This window comes from uncultured Candidatus Thioglobus sp. (genome assembly GCF_963981275.1).
In the GTDB taxonomy this organism is placed as follows: domain Bacteria; phylum Pseudomonadota; class Gammaproteobacteria; order PS1; family Pseudothioglobaceae; genus Thioglobus_A.
Map to the genome: position 1 here is coordinate 1 of NZ_CAXCCZ010000013.1, position 16,156 is coordinate 16,156.

The 16,156-nt window shown below is 38.3% G+C and carries 15 protein-coding genes and 1 tRNA gene; 11 read left to right on the plus strand and 5 right to left on the minus strand.

Features of this window, described 5'->3' with window-relative positions:
• Positions 1–125 precede the first annotated feature (125 nt).
• Positions 126–202 (plus strand) — tRNA-Val (locus ABNR88_RS03330).
• A gap of 68 nt (positions 203–270) precedes the next feature.
• On the opposite strand, the gene ABNR88_RS03335 is transcribed toward ABNR88_RS03330, so the two are convergent.
• Positions 271–1,245, minus strand: a complete 975-nt coding sequence (locus tag ABNR88_RS03335; protein ID WP_291926117.1) for a YhdH/YhfP family quinone oxidoreductase — start codon at positions 1,243–1,245, stop codon at positions 271–273.
• A 128-nt stretch (positions 1,246–1,373) separates the two neighbouring features.
• Here ABNR88_RS03335 and ABNR88_RS03340 point away from each other — a divergent pair, with 128 nt between their 5' ends.
• Both ABNR88_RS03340 and ABNR88_RS03345 read left to right on the plus strand, forming a co-directional pair.
• Positions 1,374–1,706 carry a helix-turn-helix domain-containing protein gene (locus tag ABNR88_RS03340; protein ID WP_291926119.1) on the plus strand — a complete coding sequence of 111 codons (333 nt, stop codon included), beginning with the start codon at positions 1,374–1,376 and terminating at the stop codon, positions 1,704–1,706.
• Positions 1,707–1,755: 49 nt separating this feature from the next.
• Positions 1,756–2,799, plus strand: a complete 1,044-nt coding sequence (locus ABNR88_RS03345; protein WP_291926121.1) for a tetratricopeptide repeat protein — start codon at positions 1,756–1,758, stop codon at positions 2,797–2,799.
• On the opposite strand, the gene ABNR88_RS03350 is transcribed toward ABNR88_RS03345, so the two are convergent.
• Positions 2,794–3,210: an isoprenylcysteine carboxylmethyltransferase family protein gene (locus ABNR88_RS03350; protein WP_291926124.1), complete on the minus strand. Its 417-nt coding sequence runs from the start codon at positions 3,208–3,210 to the stop codon at positions 2,794–2,796. The two genes, ABNR88_RS03345 and ABNR88_RS03350, sit on opposite strands and share 6 nt — an antisense overlap.
• 54 nt (positions 3,211–3,264) lie before the next feature.
• Between ABNR88_RS03350 and ubiM the strand changes: the two genes are divergently transcribed.
• Both ubiM and pdxH read left to right on the plus strand, forming a co-directional pair.
• Positions 3,265–4,464 (plus strand): 5-demethoxyubiquinol-8 5-hydroxylase UbiM, encoded by a 1,200-nt coding sequence (ubiM, locus tag ABNR88_RS03355; protein WP_291926126.1) that lies wholly within the window; start codon positions 3,265–3,267, stop codon positions 4,462–4,464.
• Between the two features lie 5 nt (positions 4,465–4,469).
• Complete coding sequence (gene pdxH / locus ABNR88_RS03360) at positions 4,470–5,102, plus strand: pyridoxamine 5'-phosphate oxidase (protein ID WP_291926243.1); 633 nt, start codon at positions 4,470–4,472, stop codon at positions 5,100–5,102.
• Here pdxH and aroE read toward each other — a convergent pair.
• From aroE to ABNR88_RS03375, 3 genes are all read right to left on the minus strand, one after another.
• Positions 5,091–5,894 (minus strand): shikimate dehydrogenase, encoded by an 804-nt coding sequence (gene aroE, locus ABNR88_RS03365; protein WP_348670039.1) that lies wholly within the window; start codon positions 5,892–5,894, stop codon positions 5,091–5,093. The genes pdxH and aroE overlap by 12 nt on opposite strands.
• Positions 5,895–5,907: 13 nt before the next feature.
• A complete protein-coding gene (locus ABNR88_RS03370) occupies positions 5,908–8,034 on the minus strand; it encodes an Rne/Rng family ribonuclease (protein WP_291926132.1) in 2,127 nt (708 codons plus the stop codon).
• Positions 8,035–8,381: 347 nt separating this feature from the next.
• Positions 8,382–9,101, minus strand: coding sequence for a pteridine reductase (locus tag ABNR88_RS03375; RefSeq protein WP_291926135.1), 720 nt, complete (start codon positions 9,099–9,101; stop codon positions 8,382–8,384).
• Between the two features lie 16 nt (positions 9,102–9,117).
• Between ABNR88_RS03375 and ABNR88_RS03380 the strand changes: the two genes are divergently transcribed.
• Genes ABNR88_RS03380 through ftsA form a run of 6 tightly spaced genes read left to right on the plus strand, consistent with a single transcriptional unit; the run spans position 9,118 to position 16,153 of the window.
• Positions 9,118–10,212, plus strand: coding sequence for an SAM-dependent methyltransferase (locus ABNR88_RS03380; protein ID WP_291926138.1), 1,095 nt, complete (start codon positions 9,118–9,120; stop codon positions 10,210–10,212).
• Positions 10,213–10,225: 13 nt separating this feature from the next.
• Complete coding sequence (locus ABNR88_RS03385) at positions 10,226–11,020, plus strand: undecaprenyl-diphosphate phosphatase (RefSeq protein WP_291926140.1); 795 nt, start codon at positions 10,226–10,228, stop codon at positions 11,018–11,020.
• A gap of 47 nt (positions 11,021–11,067) precedes the next feature.
• On the plus strand, positions 11,068–13,527 hold the full coding sequence (gene pepN, locus ABNR88_RS03390) for an aminopeptidase N (RefSeq protein WP_291926246.1): 2,460 nt from the start codon (positions 11,068–11,070) through the stop codon (positions 13,525–13,527).
• The gene (locus ABNR88_RS03395; RefSeq protein ID WP_291926142.1) at positions 13,527–13,997 is read left to right on the plus strand and encodes a CinA family protein; all 471 of its coding nucleotides are present in this window, start codon (positions 13,527–13,529) and stop codon (positions 13,995–13,997) included. The genes pepN and ABNR88_RS03395 overlap by 1 nt, the downstream gene beginning before the upstream one ends.
• A complete protein-coding gene (dusA, locus tag ABNR88_RS03400) occupies positions 13,981–14,949 on the plus strand; it encodes a tRNA dihydrouridine(20/20a) synthase DusA (protein ID WP_291926145.1) in 969 nt (322 codons plus the stop codon). The genes ABNR88_RS03395 and dusA overlap by 17 nt, the downstream gene beginning before the upstream one ends.
• Positions 14,936–16,153, plus strand: coding sequence for a cell division protein FtsA (ftsA, locus tag ABNR88_RS03405; RefSeq protein WP_291926149.1), 1,218 nt, complete (start codon positions 14,936–14,938; stop codon positions 16,151–16,153). Before dusA ends, ftsA begins: the two co-directional genes overlap by 14 nt.
• Positions 16,154–16,156 lie beyond the last annotated feature (3 nt).

Sequence of the window (16,156 nt, forward strand, 5' to 3'; positions counted from 1 at the left end):
GATGATCCATATGCTGCAGCGAGCAATATTCAGGAAATTATTAAAACCTGTTTCTAGTCTTTAATCCCCTGTACGGGGTATAATTTCGCTTTCGTTATCAATATCTGTTGATAACAATTTTTTATAGTCGCGTAACTCAGTTGGTTAGAGTGCCAGCATGACATGCTGGAAGTCGTCAGTTCAAATCTGACCGTGACTACCACCTTTAAAACCGTTATGTAAAGATGTCGGTCAGGCCTTTTTCCATTGGTTTTTGTTAATATTAGTCTGCTAAAGTTTTACTAAATATCTTCCCACTGCCTTTGCTGATAATATTTTTTCATAAGCTTGTTGAATCTCGTCAAGCGATATTTCATGTGCTAATTTGCCCAGTGTATCAATCTTAAATTCATTGGCAATTTTCTCCCACGCCTGGGTTTTTTTGACTAATGAGCTTTCCACTGAGTCAATGCCAATTAGCCTGACACCTCTTAAGATAAAAGGAAAAACATTAGTATTAAATACAGGTGAAGCGGTTAATCCGCAGCAGGTGGCAACACCGTCATATTTGATTTGTTTTAGGGCTTCAGCTAGTATGTTTCCACCGACTGTGTCAATCACGCCTGAGAATCTTTCTTTGCCCATGGGTTTTTTATTTTCGATATCAAAATCTTTTCTTAATATCACTTCCTTGGCGCCAATTTCTTTTAAGTAATCAATTTGATTTTCCTTGCCAGAAAGTGCAATAACCTCGAATCCTAGCTTGGATAAAATTGCAACAGAGATGCTGCCAACACCGCCCGTGGCGCCTGTTACTAGCACTTCACCATTGGTCACGCCATTGTTTAGTAGTTCATTAACGCTTAAGGCCGATGTTAAGCCGGCTGTTCCATAAATCATCAATTCTCTTAAAGAAATATTATCTGGTTTTTTTACTATCCAAGTGTCTGGAGCCTTTACAAATTCACTATGCCCTCCATCTGTATTCATACCTAAATCATAGCCAGTTATCAAAACTTCATCACCAACTGAAAATAGACTTGATTTGGATTCAGCGACAACGCCACTGACATCAATACCTGTAACATGTGGAAAAACCCGAGTAACACCAGGATTTCCAGCTGAACTTAAAGCATCTTTGTAGTTTAATGATGAGTATGAGGTTTTAATTAAAACCTCACCCTCTACCAGTGTGGGTTGTTCAACTTCCTGAACGCTTGCTACAAATTTTTTATCTTCAATTTTTTCTACTACAAATGCTTTCATTTTATTTTCTACCTTTTTATTAATATTTATTTGGTAATTGTAACTTAAGTGGTTTATCATTGGAAGAACCTACTTTTTTGTAAGGTACTAACCTTTTAGAAACCGATATGATTTAAAGATAAAAAGAAATGAATAATAAAGTTAATGTAGAGCATGAAAAGTGCCCAGTTGAAACGTCAATTGATATTTTAGCGGGAAAATGGAAGATATTAATATTGTGGTATTTGCTATCAGAAACAAAAAGGTTTAGTGAGTTGCAAAAATTAATACCAAGAATAACTCAAAAAATGCTGATTCAAAAGCTTAGGGAGTTAGAGCAAGATGAGATAGTGCATAGAGAGGTTTATCCGGTTGTCCCTCCAAAAGTTGAATATTCATTAACTCCTTATGGACAAAGTCTAAAGCCAATATTGAAATCGCTTTATTTATGGGGTGAGGCGCATAAAGAAAAAGTTACTTAATTATTTGGTTGATGCCATTCACCTTAACTTATCGTATACAATTTATGTCATGAAATTATCACTCTTGTTTTTGTTATTATTGAGCTATGCCACGTTGGCACAGGCTGACTTGTATGATAGAGGCAAGGCGTATTATTATGGTGATGGGGTTGAGCAAAATTATAGCAAAGCTTTCAATGCCTTTTCACTGGCCAGTAAGGCTGGGAATCTAGAGGCTCAAACCGCTTTAGCCCTTATGTATATTGAAGGCAAGGGCTCCAATCAAAACGATGCAAAAGGCGTTGAGTTATTAAACAAATCTGCCAAACAAGAGCATTCTAAGGCTCAGTATTACCTGGGTAGTATGTTTTATCTGGGTATTGGTGTTGAGCGCGATGTGCGAGCTGCCCATCAATGGATTAAAAAAGCAGCCAAACAAGGATATGCAGATGCGCAGTACAATTTATCGCAAATGTATGCAACTGGTGACGGTGTTAAGAAGAATCCACTTTTGGCAAATAAGTGGCGTATTGAAGCGGCAAAATCAGGCAATAGTGATGAGCAGTATCGTCTAGGTTTGGCCTATGCAGATGATGAGGATTATAAACAAGCTTATGATTGGCTGTTAAAGTCAGCTAGCCAAGAGCATGTGCAAGCCCAATATCAATTAGCGCAATTATTTGAACATGGGCGCGGCGTTAGGAAAAGCGCTAAAGAGGCGTTAAATTGGTATCAAAAATCTTTTGATAATGGCAATGTAGAGCTGGCTTATATTTTGGCAAATTATTATGATAAGGGTGTTTACGCCTTGCCTAATTATAAAAAATCACATAAGCTTTATCAGCAGTCCATCAAGCAGGGCAATCTATCAGCTTATTTAGATATTGCCAGGCATTATGAATTGGGCCAAGGTGTTAAAACTGATTTAACCAAAACTTACAGCTTCGCTATTGCTGCTGCAAGAAAGGGCTATCAGCCAGCTTGGCGAAAAGTAGCTGACTTGTATTTACAAGGTAAGGGAGTTGGGCAGTCTGTTAAAAAAGCCAAATATTGGCTTAAAAAATTATCAAATTCTGGAGATATTCAAGCCATCAAGGATCTAAAGGATTTATAAAAATGGGATAAATCGCCCAGTTTTTTGTTGATATGCTGGGTAGCTTTTAAAGCGTTTTGTTAGTAGTTTTTCTTCAAGATTAGATTTTAAGATTAAATCAATAAATAGAATTAACATAACCCCTTGTGAAAAGTGGTGAGCATTACTCAGCATTAGTGCCAAGCAAAATAGCAAAACACTGGTGTACATCGGATGCCTAATAAATTGATAAATACCGCTTGTTCTAAGTTGGTGATTTTGTTTTAGGCCAGGTGTTATGTTTAGGTTGTTAAACTTCATATTAAATACAGCAATTAGCCCGATTAACAAAGCTAAGTGTACAAGAGCTATCTCTATAAAGCCAAAGTATTCATACTGGGCATTAAACATTAAGTAAATAATACAGCTGAATTGGATAACAACGTAAATCATGATTGGGTAGGATAGTTATAATAAGCTTATTATCTCAAATTATTAACCTTAGAAATGCAAACACCTTACGATATTGTTATAATTGGCTCAGGCCCGGCAGGACTGAGTTTTGCTTGCTCCATGCTAGAGCTTGGTATCAAGGTTCTGTTAATTGAGCGCTCAAATTTTGAATCTATTTCAAATCCAAAAGAAGATGGTAGAGAGATTGCATTAACGCACTTATCACTTAAAATCTTAAAAAAATTAGGTGTTTGGGAATTAATCGACCAATCTCAAGTTGCCCCATTAAAAGAGGCTAAAGTATTTGATGGAGATTCGCCGTCACTACTTAATTTTAAGCCAGATCAAAAAAATATTGATGCATTAGGCTATTTAGTGCCAAACCACTTAATCCGCCAAGCGCTTTTTGATCGAATCAAAGACGCAGATAATATTGATCTTAAAACTGATGCCATGGTTAGTGATGTTAAGCAGCAGAAAAATAATGCACAAGTTATTCTTGAAAATGGTGATATTATTGATGCAAAATTAGTCATTGCAGCGGACTCTCGTTTTTCAGAAATTCGTCGAAAAGTCGGTATTCCTACACTAATGAAAGATTTTTCCAAAGTTATGATTGTGACTAAAATGACTCATGAAAAGCCTCATCATAATATCGCTCTAGAGTGTTTTGATTATGGAAAAACACTGGCCTTGTTGCCAATGGTAGGTAGTGCGTCTTCTGTAGTTCTAACGGTCAAGACCAATGAATCTAAAAAAATGCTAGACATGAGTGATGCTGAGTTTAATAAATTTATCACACATTTTTTCAAGCATGAATTTGGTGAAATGACTCAAGCAGGAGTAAGACATTCTTACCCGCTAATTGGCACACATGCGCAAACATTCATTGCGCAGAGATTTGCGCTTATTGGGGACGCTTCTGTTGGTATGCATCCAGTGACTGCTCACGGCTTTAATCTGGGCTTAAGAGGTCAAGACATACTGGCTAATTTAGTTAAAGAGGCGCTAGATCATGGGCAGGATATTGGCTCTGATGCGTTATTAAAATTATATGAAAAAAAGCATATTAACCTAACAAGGCTAATGTTCTTTGGCACTAATGGAGTTGTGGCGTTATTCACTAATGATGCACCTGTTATTAAGCAAGTGAGAAGAATAGTCTTAAAAATTGCAGAGCACTTTCCGCCTGTTAAGTATTTAATTTCGCAGCATTTGACCGAAGCCAAGAAGAGTAAATTCCTTCCTTTCTAATGAGTATCGATTTACAAAAACTTAGGCGTGAATTTACCAGTAATGGCCTGTCACGCACTCAAATGGATAAAAACCCTTTTGTCCAGTTTGAGCAATGGATAAAGCAGGCTAGTGATGCTGATTTGACCCTGCCAAATGCCATGAGTTTGGCCACTAGTGATGCTGATGAAGTCAGCCTTAGAACAGTTTTGTTAAAGTCGTTTGACGAGCAGGGGTTTGTATTTTTTACTAATTATAATTCAAAAAAATCTCGCCAAATTAAATCTAATCCCAATGCAGCTTTACTTTTTCCATGGTTAGATCTGGAAAGACAAGTCAAGATTTCAGGTCGAGTGGAAAAAATCTCAACACTGGATTCTATTAAATACTTTTCATCTCGTCCAAAAGACTCTCAATTAGGGGCTTGGGCTTCGAACCAGTCAAGTGAGTTATCATCAAGACAAGCTTTGTTAATGCAGTTTGAAGCCATGAAAAGTAAATTTAAACAAGGCGAGGTGCCGTTGCCAGATTTTTGGGGAGGGTATCGCGTTGTTCCCCATAGGATTGAATTCTGGCAGGGGAGAGAAAATCGATTACACGATCGACTTGTCTATCTTAAACAGGGTGAGAATTGGGCAATTGAGCGCCTAGCGCCGTAAGTTCTTGATAACCGCTTGAGTATCAGGTTTTTTTTCGGTCCAAAATTCAAAACTACTGGCCGCTTGCTCAACCAACATGCCCAGTCCATCGGCAATAATTGAGGCGTTATTCTCTTTAGCCCAAGTCATAAATGGTGTTTGCTGTCCATACATCAAGTCATAGCAAATAGCGCCATGAGCACAGCCATTGGCGATATCAGGCATTTTTCCATCCAATGAGGCACTGGTTGCATTAATAATAATATCGATTGGATCTGATTTGATTTTATCCAGCCCAAAGCCGCAAGTAGAGCCATATTTTGAAAAGTCATCTGCTAATTTTTCTGCTTTACTTGCCGTTCTATTGGCAATCATAACTCGACTTGGTTGCTGCTGAAGCAATGGGAGAACGATACCCTGTGTTGCTCCGCCAGCACCGAGAATAAGTATTTTTTTATTTTTAAGTGACAAGCCTAGATTTTGAATTAGGTCATTAACCAGTCCCAATCCATCAGTATTCTCACCAATCAACCGATCTTCTTGCACTTTGATTGTATTAACGGCGCCAGCCATCTTTGCATTTAAGGTAAGCTCAGTGGCCAGCTCAAATGCATCAATTTTAAAAGGGACGGTAATGTTAAATCCATCTCCTCCCGACGCGACAAATCGTTGGGCCTCTTGTGAGAAGTTGCCGATAGGCGCCAGAATTTTGGTGTAATTAACCTGGGTAGCAGTTTGCTGTGCAAACTGAGCATGAATGGCAGGAGATAGGCTGTGTTCTATAGGATTGCCAAATACTGCTAAATTGTACATAAATTTACTCTGGTTACTTTGTCTCTGACTGCTTGACTTCGGGCTGTTTTACTGCCGCAGGAGTAGGTTCTGTTTTTTGACTAGCATTTTGAGTGTTAGCTTCAAGCTTTGGCTTATTTGCTAACTCGACAGCAGGACTCTTAGGCATAGTGTTTTCTTGAGCATTGTTTTGCTTATTGCTTTGGTTTTGTTGTTTTTCTTTGTTTTGCTGCTTAGCAGGTTGCTTGTTAGCTTGTTTCTTTGGCTGAGCTTTTTGCTGCTTAGCAGGTTGTTTGTTTCCTTGTTGTTTTTCCTTGTTTTGCTGCTTAGCAGGTTGTTTATTAGCTTGTTTCTTTGGCTGAGCTTGTTGTTGCTTTGCCTTATTTTGCTGATTTTGATTGGTAGGCTTGTTCTTATTACGGTTTCGATTACGGTTTCGATTACGGTTTTTGTTATTAGAGTTTGCTTTTTTCTTATTAGGTTTGTTTTTATTTTTACCAAATATTGCTGCCTTAATTCTTGCAAATAAAGAAGGTTTCTGCACTTCTTTTACACGCTCAGGTACGCGGGTTTTTGGTCGATTCATGTTTATTTCTGGAATCTCAGATTCATCTGCTAGTCCGTTTTCAGCTAAGGTTTGTTGTGGCTTAGAGATGCCTTGATAGCTTTTGTGTTGAGATTTTTTACTCCCTTTTTGTTTATTGATGCTAAAGTTAGGAAATTGCATGTAAGGATTGGGTAGTAGTGTTATTTTGACACCATGTTTAGCTTCTAATTTTGCAATATCTTGACGTTTTTCATTCAGAATATAAGTGATTACTTCAACACTTGATTGGATTGTAATTCTTGAGGTTTGATTGCTGGCATTGCAACCATCTTCAAGTTGTCTAAGAATTGAAAGTGCCAGTGTTGGAATGGTTGGCGTTGTGCCACGACCATGACAAGCTGAGCAAGATTTTTCAACAGATTCAGTGACTGAGCTCATGAGGCGCTGTCTAGACATTTCAAGTAGGCCAAATTTAGAAATATTACCAATTTGAATGCGTGCACGATCTGACTGTGTTGCTGTTTCCATGGCTTTTTCAATAGCCTGGCGATGCTCTTCAGTAGCCATATCGATAAAGTCAATAACAACAAGTCCACCAATGTCGCGTAGTTGTAGTTGAAGGGCGATTTCTTTAGCTGCTTCTAAGTTGGTATTGTAGGCAGTTTCTTCAATGTCAGAGCCTTTAGTTGCTCGTGCGGAGTTAATGTCAACAGCGGTTAGAGCCTCTGTTGGGTCAAATACAACAGTTGCACCAGTGCGTAATGTAACTTCACGGTTAAATACGCTCTGTACTTGACTTTCAACACCCATATGGTTGAATAATGAATGTTCACTTACATCGAAAAATTTAATACGATCAAGGTACTGAGGTAGTACAAAGCTCACAAACTCTTTGGCATTTTGGAAGGCTTCTAACTCATCAATAATCACACTATCAGTATCAGAGCGTAGGTAGTCGCGTAGTGTGCGAATAATGATATCGCTCTCTTGATAAATCAAGAAGGGTGAAGGGCGTTTTTCCGCTGCTGTATTGATTGATTTCCAAAGATCAGATAGGTAATCAACTTCCCATTGTAACTCTTCTAGGCTTTTACCACTGCCTGCTGTACGTATGATAAGGCCTGAATTTTTAGGCATGACAATTTTGCCAATAATTTCTTTTAAAGATTGCCTATCGGATGAAGTAATTTGACGTGAAATTCCGTGACTTTTTGGATTATTCGGTGTCAAAATCATATAGGCACCAGCCAAATTGATATAGGTGCTTAGTGCAGCACCCTTGTTGCCACGCTCTTCTTTTTCAACCTGGACAATGATTTCCTGCCCTTCTTTAAGAACATCTGAAATAGTAAGCTTAGAGCCTTTTGGCGTAGCGCCATTGTAAAGTGATTCTGCAACTTCTTTAAAAGGCAAGAAGCCTTGTCTTTCTTTGCCGTAATCAACAAATGCAGCTTCTAATGATTGCTCTACTCGTGAGATTTTCCCGCGATAGATATTGCCTTTAGTCTTCTTATTAAGACTGGTCTCAATGTTAAGTCCAGTGAGTTTTTTGTTCTTGACAACACCAACTCTGATTTCTTCCTTGTGAGTGGCGTTGATTAAAATATGATTCATGGTTAAGTCCTTGTAGTGGAGGACTTATGTGCGTACATAGGTAATCAATACTAACGTATCGATTTGATATTAAAGTGTGATTTGTGTTCATCATAAATGATAAAAAACCTTTCTTTATAAGGGTTTTAAGACCCTTTTCAGGCGTTTCTGCTCTGTCGCAGAAAGCCATGAATTATTCTCTTATGTGGCAACAATAAGCCCAAAATATTATCAAACTTCTGTGGTTTTTTTCTTAGCACGGAAGCGTTTGTAAATTCTTTTAGCTGATAAAAATTAAATATCAAGCCCTTTTATTATAACACAAATATTGTCACCATATATTCTCAAGGTTTTTATATTTAAAGTTTTTATTGGTTTAAACTGCGTCCACCATCAACCGCAATAATTTGACCGGTAATGTAATCTGATTGTGCTAAAAATAAAACTGTATTAGCAATGTCAGTAGCGGCACCTTGTTTGTTTAGAGCGATTTTATTGAGCATAGATTGTTTTTGATCATGACTTAATTCAGCCTCATTCTCAGGCCATAAAATAGAGCCTGGAGAGACGCCGTTAACTCGAATATTAGGTGCCAACTCTTTAGCCAAGGTTTTTGTCATCATGGCAATGGCTGCTTTAGAAATATTGTAAATTGTGTGATTTTTCAGTGGCCTATCTCCATGAATATCAACAATATTAACAATAGACCCTTGATTCTCTGATAATTTTTTACTCAGTGTGCTTGATAAAAACAATGGCCCCATTAAATTAGTATTCATCGTGGTTTGATAATCAGATAAGGTTAAGCTGTTAATTGGCGTTGGGTAGAAAACAGAAGCGTTGTTGACGAGTAAGTCTAGTGATTCAATGGTTTGGCACAATTGCTCAATATCTTTGATATTGGAAAGCTCAGCTTGTATTGTTCTCGCAGAATTGGCACGGATTAAATTAAACTCATTGGCCAAATTTTCGGCGTCGATAGAAGATGTGTTGTAATGAATAATAATCGTAAAATTTGCCTCATGCAATGTGCGACAAATTTGTTGACCAATGCGGTGTGCACCACCTGTGACTAATGCTGTTTTCATATAAAATATCGTTGTGATGAAATTGAACGAAGTAATTAAAAATACTATTATACAAAATCAAGCGCCCATAGGTTTCGATGAATTTATGCAGTTGGCGTTGTATTATCCTCAATTGGGCTATTATCGCTCTGGATCGGAAAAATTTGGTGAAAAAGGTGATTTTGTCACTGCTCCTGAGACATCTGACTTATTTGGCTTTTGTCTAGCAAGGCAATGTGCCCAGGTTTTAAATGGTGATAATGATATTTTAGAATTTGGCGCGGGGAGTGGTGTGCTTGCTGCCCAGGTTTTGTTTGAGTTGGGGCGTTTAGAGTGCTTACCAAAGTGTTATTATATTTTGGAATTAAGCGGTGAATTACAACATCGACAACAGCAAACTATTGCCAAAGCATTGCCAGAATTATTAGAACGTGTTGTTTGGCTGGATAAACTACCAGAGCGTTTTAATGGTGTGGTGATTGCTAATGAGGTGTTAGATGCTATGCCTGCTAAGCGCCTTATACAGAAACAAGGGAAGTTTCATGAACTCTGTGTTGATCTTGATAAGGATCAGTTGAATTGGAGGTCGGATGAGACTGTTTTTGAAAAATCAGCTATTAAATTACCAGTCAACGTTGTTGAAGGCTACACCACTGAAATTAATCCAAGGGCAATGGCGTGGATTGATTCGTTATACGGAGCTCTTGATGAGGCGTTAGTTCTGCTGATTGATTATGGTATGCATAGAGATGAATATTTTCACCCGCAAAGACTGGATGGCACGCTTCGGTGCTATTATCAGCACAAGGCTAGCGACAACCCTTTTGTGTATATTGGTGAGCAGGATATTACCACTTCGGTTAATTTTTCAGATATAGCGGATCAGGCAAAATCTTCAGGTTTTCAGGTGGCTGGGTATGCAACTCAAGCGTTATTTCTAATCTCATTGGGTATTGATGAGTATCTGCTCACTGAGAAAGACAATGATCAGCGTATCAGTTTGGCGCAGCAAGTCAAGCAGTTGGTTTTGCCGAGTGCCATGGGGGAAAGTTTTAAAGTTTTAGCTTTAAGCAAGTCGATCAACGTAAAATTAAATGGATTTAAAGAACAAGACTTGAGTCATAAGTTGTAAACTTGTTATTATTATGGATTTCATTCAAACAATCGTATTATCTCTCGTTCAGGGACTAAGTGAATTTTTGCCAATTTCCTCTTCTGCGCATTTAATTTTAGTGCCTAAATTGGTTGATTGGCCTGATCAAGGCCTAGCATTTGATGTGGTTGTACACTTAGGCACATTAAGTGCCATTGTGTTTTATTATCGAGCTATTATTCGTCTACTTATTCAAGATTTTTTCTATTCGGTTGTTAAGATTCAGACAGTTGGCCAATCCAAAATGGCTTGGGGTGTGTTGCTTGGTACAATTCCAGTTGGATTGGCGGGTTTAATATTCAAAGACTTTATCGAATTAAATTTACGCTCAACTGAAATTATTGCTTATTCAACCCTGGTATTTGGTTTGTTGCTGGGTTTTTCGAGCTGGGTTAATGCTAATAATCAACAGCCTAGATCCGAGCTAAGTTGGAAAGATGTGGGATTTGTGGGGGTAATGCAAGCCCTGGCACTAATTCCTGGAACATCTAGATCCGGCATTACTATTACAGCAGGATTGCTGATTGGACTGTCCAAGAATATGTCAACCCAGTTTGCTTTTTTACTTTCTATCCCTGTTATTACGCTCTCGGCTTTACTCATGTTGTTGGACCTATATCAACAACCTCAAGTGGTTGATTGGCCTATGCTTATTATTGGGTTTTTAGTGGCGGCAGTTAGTGCATATTTCACGGTAGTATTTTTTATTAAATTATTAGACACTATTGGCTTGGTGCCTTTTGTTGTTTATCGAATTGTTTTAGGAGTGTTATTATTAGCAATCTAGTCCCGCAACCAATTTATAGAAAAGACTATAAACCGAGCAATTACTTAATTCATACAACAGAGCTTAGTTTTGATCTGCGCGATGATGAGACTTTGGTGAGCTCAAAAATCCATTTTTACAAAAATCCAAAATATCAGGCAGGTGACAACAGTCTTTTTTTAGACGGCATTGATCTTGAATTAATTTCTCTTGTCATAGATGGCGAGCGCGTTGATTATGAACTAAGCGATAAAGGCGTGCAGCTGCGTCATTTAAAAGGTGAGTTTGTTCTAGAGATTGTGAATCGTATTCATCCTGAAAACAACACCAGTTTAAACGGCTTGTACCAATCTAGTGGTAATTACTGTTCACAATGTGAGGCGCATGGTTTTAGGCAAATAACGTATTATTTAGATAGGCCTGATGTTCTAAGCGTATTCACAACACACATTAAGGCAGAGGCAGGTCGTTATCCCGTATTACTAAGTAATGGTAATTTATCAAGTGCATCTCCAGGTCAAGCGACTTGGCATGATCCAACACCTAAGCCGTGTTATTTGTTTGCGTTGGTGGCTGGAGACTTTGCTGTATTAGAAGACCATTACACCACACTTTCTGGTCGAGAAGTGGCGCTTAAAATTTATGTTGAAAAGCATAACATTGGCAAAACTCAGTTTGCCATGGATTCACTCAAGCGCTCATTCGCTTGGGATGAATCACGCTTTAATTTAGAGTACGATCTGGATATCTACATGATTGTTGCGGTGGATGATTTTAATATGGGCGCCATGGAAAATAAAGGGTTGAATATTTTCAATTCAACCTTTGTTTTGGCTGACCCAAAAACCGCTACTGACAAAGATTTTATTAATGTTGAAGCGGTGATTGGCCATGAATATTTTCATAATTGGACAGGCAACCGAGTCACTTGTCAGGATTGGTTTCAGTTAAGCCTTAAGGAGGGGTTGACTGTTTTTAGAGATCAGGAGTTTACTTCTGATTTACACTCTCGATCCATTAAGCGCATTGAAGATGTGAATGCTTTACGCACATTTCAATTTGCTGAAGATGCCGGACCTATGAGGCATCCTGTTAGGCCTGAGAGCTACATAGAAATGAATAATTTTTATACGCTAACGGTCTATGAAAAAGGTGCGGAAGTAATTCGCATGATTCATAGTTTTTTGGGTGAGGTAGGTTTTCAAAAAGGCATGAAGCTTTATTTTGATCGCCATGATGGCGATGCGATCACAATTGATGATTTTGTATCAAGCATGAGTGACGCTAATGAATTCGATTTTTCCAAATTTATGACGTGGTATTCTCAACCGGGTACACCAACGATAAATATCAAAACAGATTATGATGAGAAAAATGAATGTTTTTATGTTGAGGTTGAACAAGATAATGAATTTGACTATTTTCTTCCGCTTAACTACGCCTTGTTAGATGATCAGGGCAGTACACTAAAAGAGGGTGTATTAACAATCCAACAACAAAAGCAGACGTTTGTTTTTGATCAAATAAAGTCAATGCCAATACCTTCTTGGTTGCGAGGGTTTTCTGCGCCAATTCACTTGTTGTCGGATTTAACCTTTGAGCAACAAATATTCTTAGTAGGACATGATAGTGATGCTTATGTTGTCTGGGATAGTGCGCAACAGATTTGGCTGTCATTAATCCTAACGCCCAACACAGCCCGTGAGCTGTTATTTTTTAATGCTATTGAAAAGCTTGTTCAAACTAGGCAAGATAAATCCTTGGTGAGTGAGATTTTAACCTTACCTTCTGAGCGATTTTTACATCAAAAAGTTGTGGTGATTGATGTGTTTGATATTCACCAAAAGCGTGAAGAAATGGCCAGTAAGGTATTGGGTCGATTTAAATCTTTATTGCTAGAGACGTATCATTCTTTGAACCATGCCAAGGTCTACCAGCTAACACCTGAGGCGGTGGGAGAGCGATCTTTGAAAAATACTTGTCTTTATTATCTTAGCAAGGATAAAGGCTCTAACCCTGATCTGGCTCGCACTCAATTTGAGCAGGCAAATTGTATGACGGATCAGATTGCAGCATTTAGCGCGTTAGTTGCTAGTGATAACTCTTATAAAAAACAGGCGATATCAAATTTTTATCAAACATTTGAGCAGGATGTCCAAGTAATGGATAAGTTTTTTGCTGTTCAGTCTACTTCACCATTAGCCACAGTTGCTGATATTAAACAGCTAATGGAGCATGAGTTGTTTTCTTTTAATACACCAAATCGATTGCGTAGTGTGATTGGTGGCTTTACTCAAAACTACATTAATTTTCACAACCAATCAGGCTATGAGTTTTTTACCGATATTATTTTAAAGTTGAATCAGTCGAATCCGCAAATTGGTGCGCGTCTGGTTTCGGTTTATAACCATTGGGGGCGTTTTACGCCAGTACTAAAGCAACTGCAAAAACAACAACTGGAGAGAATTATTCAAAGTGATGATTTGTCTAATGATATTTTTGAAATTGTTCAAGCGGCATTGAAGTAATGTTAAAACTTAAACAACTGACTGACTTATTAACTGCGCAAAGGTTAACCGTAGCTGTGGCTGAATCTTGTACGGGTGGCGCACTCTGTTCTTTGTTAACCAGTCAAAGTGGCTCGTCTGTATATTTTGATCGAGGATTTATCACCTATAGCAACCAAGCCAAAATTGATATGCTGGGTGTATTGAAAAATACTTTAGAGGAGTTTGGGGCGGTAAGCGAGCAGACTGCTGGGCAGATGGCGAGTGGCGTTATTAATCAAGCAAAGACAGGTGTTTCGGTTTCTATCACCGGTATTGCTGGACCGCAAGGTGGTAGTCAAGAAAAACCAGTGGGCATGGTTTGTTTTGGTTTTTGTATTTTGGGCGCGTGTTTTACCTCTACACAAAATTTTGCAGGCAACAGACAAGATGTTGTTAATGCTAGTATTGATTTTGTATTAACCACACTGATTGATGAACTCTCAAGCTAGATTTTCAGTTGCACCAATGATGGATTGGACCGATCGCCATTGTCGATATTTTTATCGTTTAATGTCTAAAAATGCACAGCTTTGGACTGAAATGGTAACGGCTAAAGCTATTATTCATGGTGATAAAAATCGCTTGCTTGATTACAACGCACAAGAGCATCCGCTGGTATTGCAATTGGGCGGTAGCAACCCTAAAGAGATGGCAATCGCTGCTAAGGTTGGGCAAGAGTGGGGTTATGACGAGGTTAACATTAATGTTGGTTGTCCATCAGATCGAGTGCAATCGGGGAGTTTTGGCGCTTGTCTTATGCAGACACCAGAGACCGTTGCCAAATGTATTGAGTCAATGGGTGAGGTGATAGACATTCCACTTAGCGTTAAATCTCGTATTGGTGTGGATGATATGGAGAGTTATGATGAGCTAAGTCATTTTATTGAAACCGTACATAAAGCAGGGTGTAATAATTTTGTTATCCATGCTAGAAAGGCTTGGCTTCAAGGGTTAAGTCCTAAGGAAAATAGAACGGTACCACCTCTGAATTATGACTGGGTGTATCAACTTAAACAAGATTTTCCACAGTTAACGATTGGCATTAATGGCGGTATAACATCGCTCAATCAGGTGAATGAACACCTGCGCCATGTTGATAGCGCTATGTTGGGTAGGGCGGTTTATCATCAGCCTTATTTACTTGCTCAGGTTGATCAAGAGATTTATCAGGACCATCATTCAACCACCTCTCGAGAGCAAATATTATTAAAATTTATTGAATATATGAAGCAGCAACAAACTAACCTGGTACCCATTAGGTCTATGACTCGACACATTTTGGGTTTGTATCATGCACAACCCAATGCCAAAAAATTTAAACGCTTGTTAAGTGGCAAGGTGGTCTCAATAGAGCATTTATATCAATGGCTAGATGAGGGAGAGACGCATGTCGAATTTTGATTTTTTTGCCAGTATTGATGTGGGAACCAGCAAAATTGCCGTTCTTATTGCTGACATTGAGGATAATAAATTCCATGTAATTGGTCATGCAATTGGTTCATCTTCAGGTGTTAAAAATGGAGTTATTGTTGATGTTGATAGCGCTTCACAAGCCATTCGAAAGGTAGTTGATAAGGTTAACAAAAAGTGTAGACGCAAACCTAAATTTATTGATATTAATGTCTCTGATTTGCATTTGAGTAGTAGTAATCAAAACCGACCAATTAGTTTTAATGGAAAGCGAAAAATTATCACTAAAGAAGACGTTTTGCAGGCGATCCAAAACTCTTCAGCAGGTACGGTTGCGACAAACAAAAAAAATCTTGAGGTTATCGTTAACAACTTTACTGTAGATGACCAGATTGAAACTTCTCCAATTGGAATGGAGGCTGAGGTTTTGGGTGCCCAAGTGCATCTTGCTTCGGTATCTAATCAAGCTATTAACAATATTAGTCATAGCCTTATTCCAAGTGATTTAGGCGCTGATAAAATCATTCTTGATTCGATTGCTAGTAGTGCAGTTTGCATTAATCAAGAAGACAAAGACAATGGGGTTTGTTTATTAGACATTGGTGCGGGTGTGACAAATATTTCAGTTTTTGTCAAAGGTGGTGTTGTTTTTAGCCAGGTGTTTAACATGGGTGGTAATAGAGTTACTAATCATATTGCTCAAGCGTATAACACCTCGTTTGATGAGGCCGAGCGCTTAAAAATAGAATATGGCATGATGCAATTAGATTCAACAATCCAAGATCGTTTAATTAGGTTTGAACAGATTGACTCTATTGAAGAGCACTATCTATCGCTCCATGAGTTGATTATGGTGATTGAAAAACCTTATAAAGAAATTTGTACACTGGTTAAAAAGAGATTAAAGAGTGAGAAGCTTGACAGATCTTTGAAGGCTGGATTGGTGGTGATTGGTGGCGCTAGCAAAATAGAACACTGTGAAGCTTTTTTGCTAAAAGAATTTCGTGCGCGCACCAGAGTTGCCAAAATTAATCGAGAATTAGTCAGTGGTAATGAGAAAATTTTAACAGATATCTCGTACTTTTCTGCACTCGGCTTGCTAGCCTGCAATACACCTAAATCTTATTTACAAGAGCCAGAACAAGTACAAAAAGGTGGCTTGTTTGGTACAATGCAAGAATTATTTAAGTTATAAGTG

Bases quoted from the DNA above. Each gene is read 5' to 3' on its own strand.
- ABNR88_RS03335 (WP_291926117.1), bottom strand. From the start codon at position 1,245: ATGAAAGCATTTGTAGTAGAAAAAATTGAAGATAAAAAATTTGTAGCA.
- ABNR88_RS03340 (WP_291926119.1), top strand. From the start codon at position 1,374: ATGAATAATAAAGTTAATGTAGAGCATGAAAAGTGCCCAGTTGAAACG.
- ABNR88_RS03345 (WP_291926121.1), top strand. From the start codon at position 1,756: ATGAAATTATCACTCTTGTTTTTGTTATTATTGAGCTATGCCACGTTG.
- ABNR88_RS03350 (WP_291926124.1), bottom strand. From the start codon at position 3,210: ATGATTTACGTTGTTATCCAATTCAGCTGTATTATTTACTTAATGTTT.
- ubiM (WP_291926126.1), top strand. From the start codon at position 3,265: ATGCAAACACCTTACGATATTGTTATAATTGGCTCAGGCCCGGCAGGA.
- aroE (WP_348670039.1), bottom strand. From the start codon at position 5,894: ATGTACAATTTAGCAGTATTTGGCAATCCTATAGAACACAGCCTATCT.
- ABNR88_RS03370 (WP_291926132.1), bottom strand. From the start codon at position 8,034: ATGAATCATATTTTAATCAACGCCACTCACAAGGAAGAAATCAGAGTT.
- ABNR88_RS03375 (WP_291926135.1), bottom strand. From the start codon at position 9,101: ATGAAAACAGCATTAGTCACAGGTGGTGCACACCGCATTGGTCAACAA.
- ABNR88_RS03380 (WP_291926138.1), top strand. From the start codon at position 9,118: ATGAAATTGAACGAAGTAATTAAAAATACTATTATACAAAATCAAGCG.
- ABNR88_RS03385 (WP_291926140.1), top strand. From the start codon at position 10,226: ATGGATTTCATTCAAACAATCGTATTATCTCTCGTTCAGGGACTAAGT.
- ABNR88_RS03395 (WP_291926142.1), top strand. From the start codon at position 13,527: ATGTTAAAACTTAAACAACTGACTGACTTATTAACTGCGCAAAGGTTA.
- dusA (WP_291926145.1), top strand. From the start codon at position 13,981: ATGAACTCTCAAGCTAGATTTTCAGTTGCACCAATGATGGATTGGACC.
- ftsA (WP_291926149.1), top strand. From the start codon at position 14,936: ATGTCGAATTTTGATTTTTTTGCCAGTATTGATGTGGGAACCAGCAAA.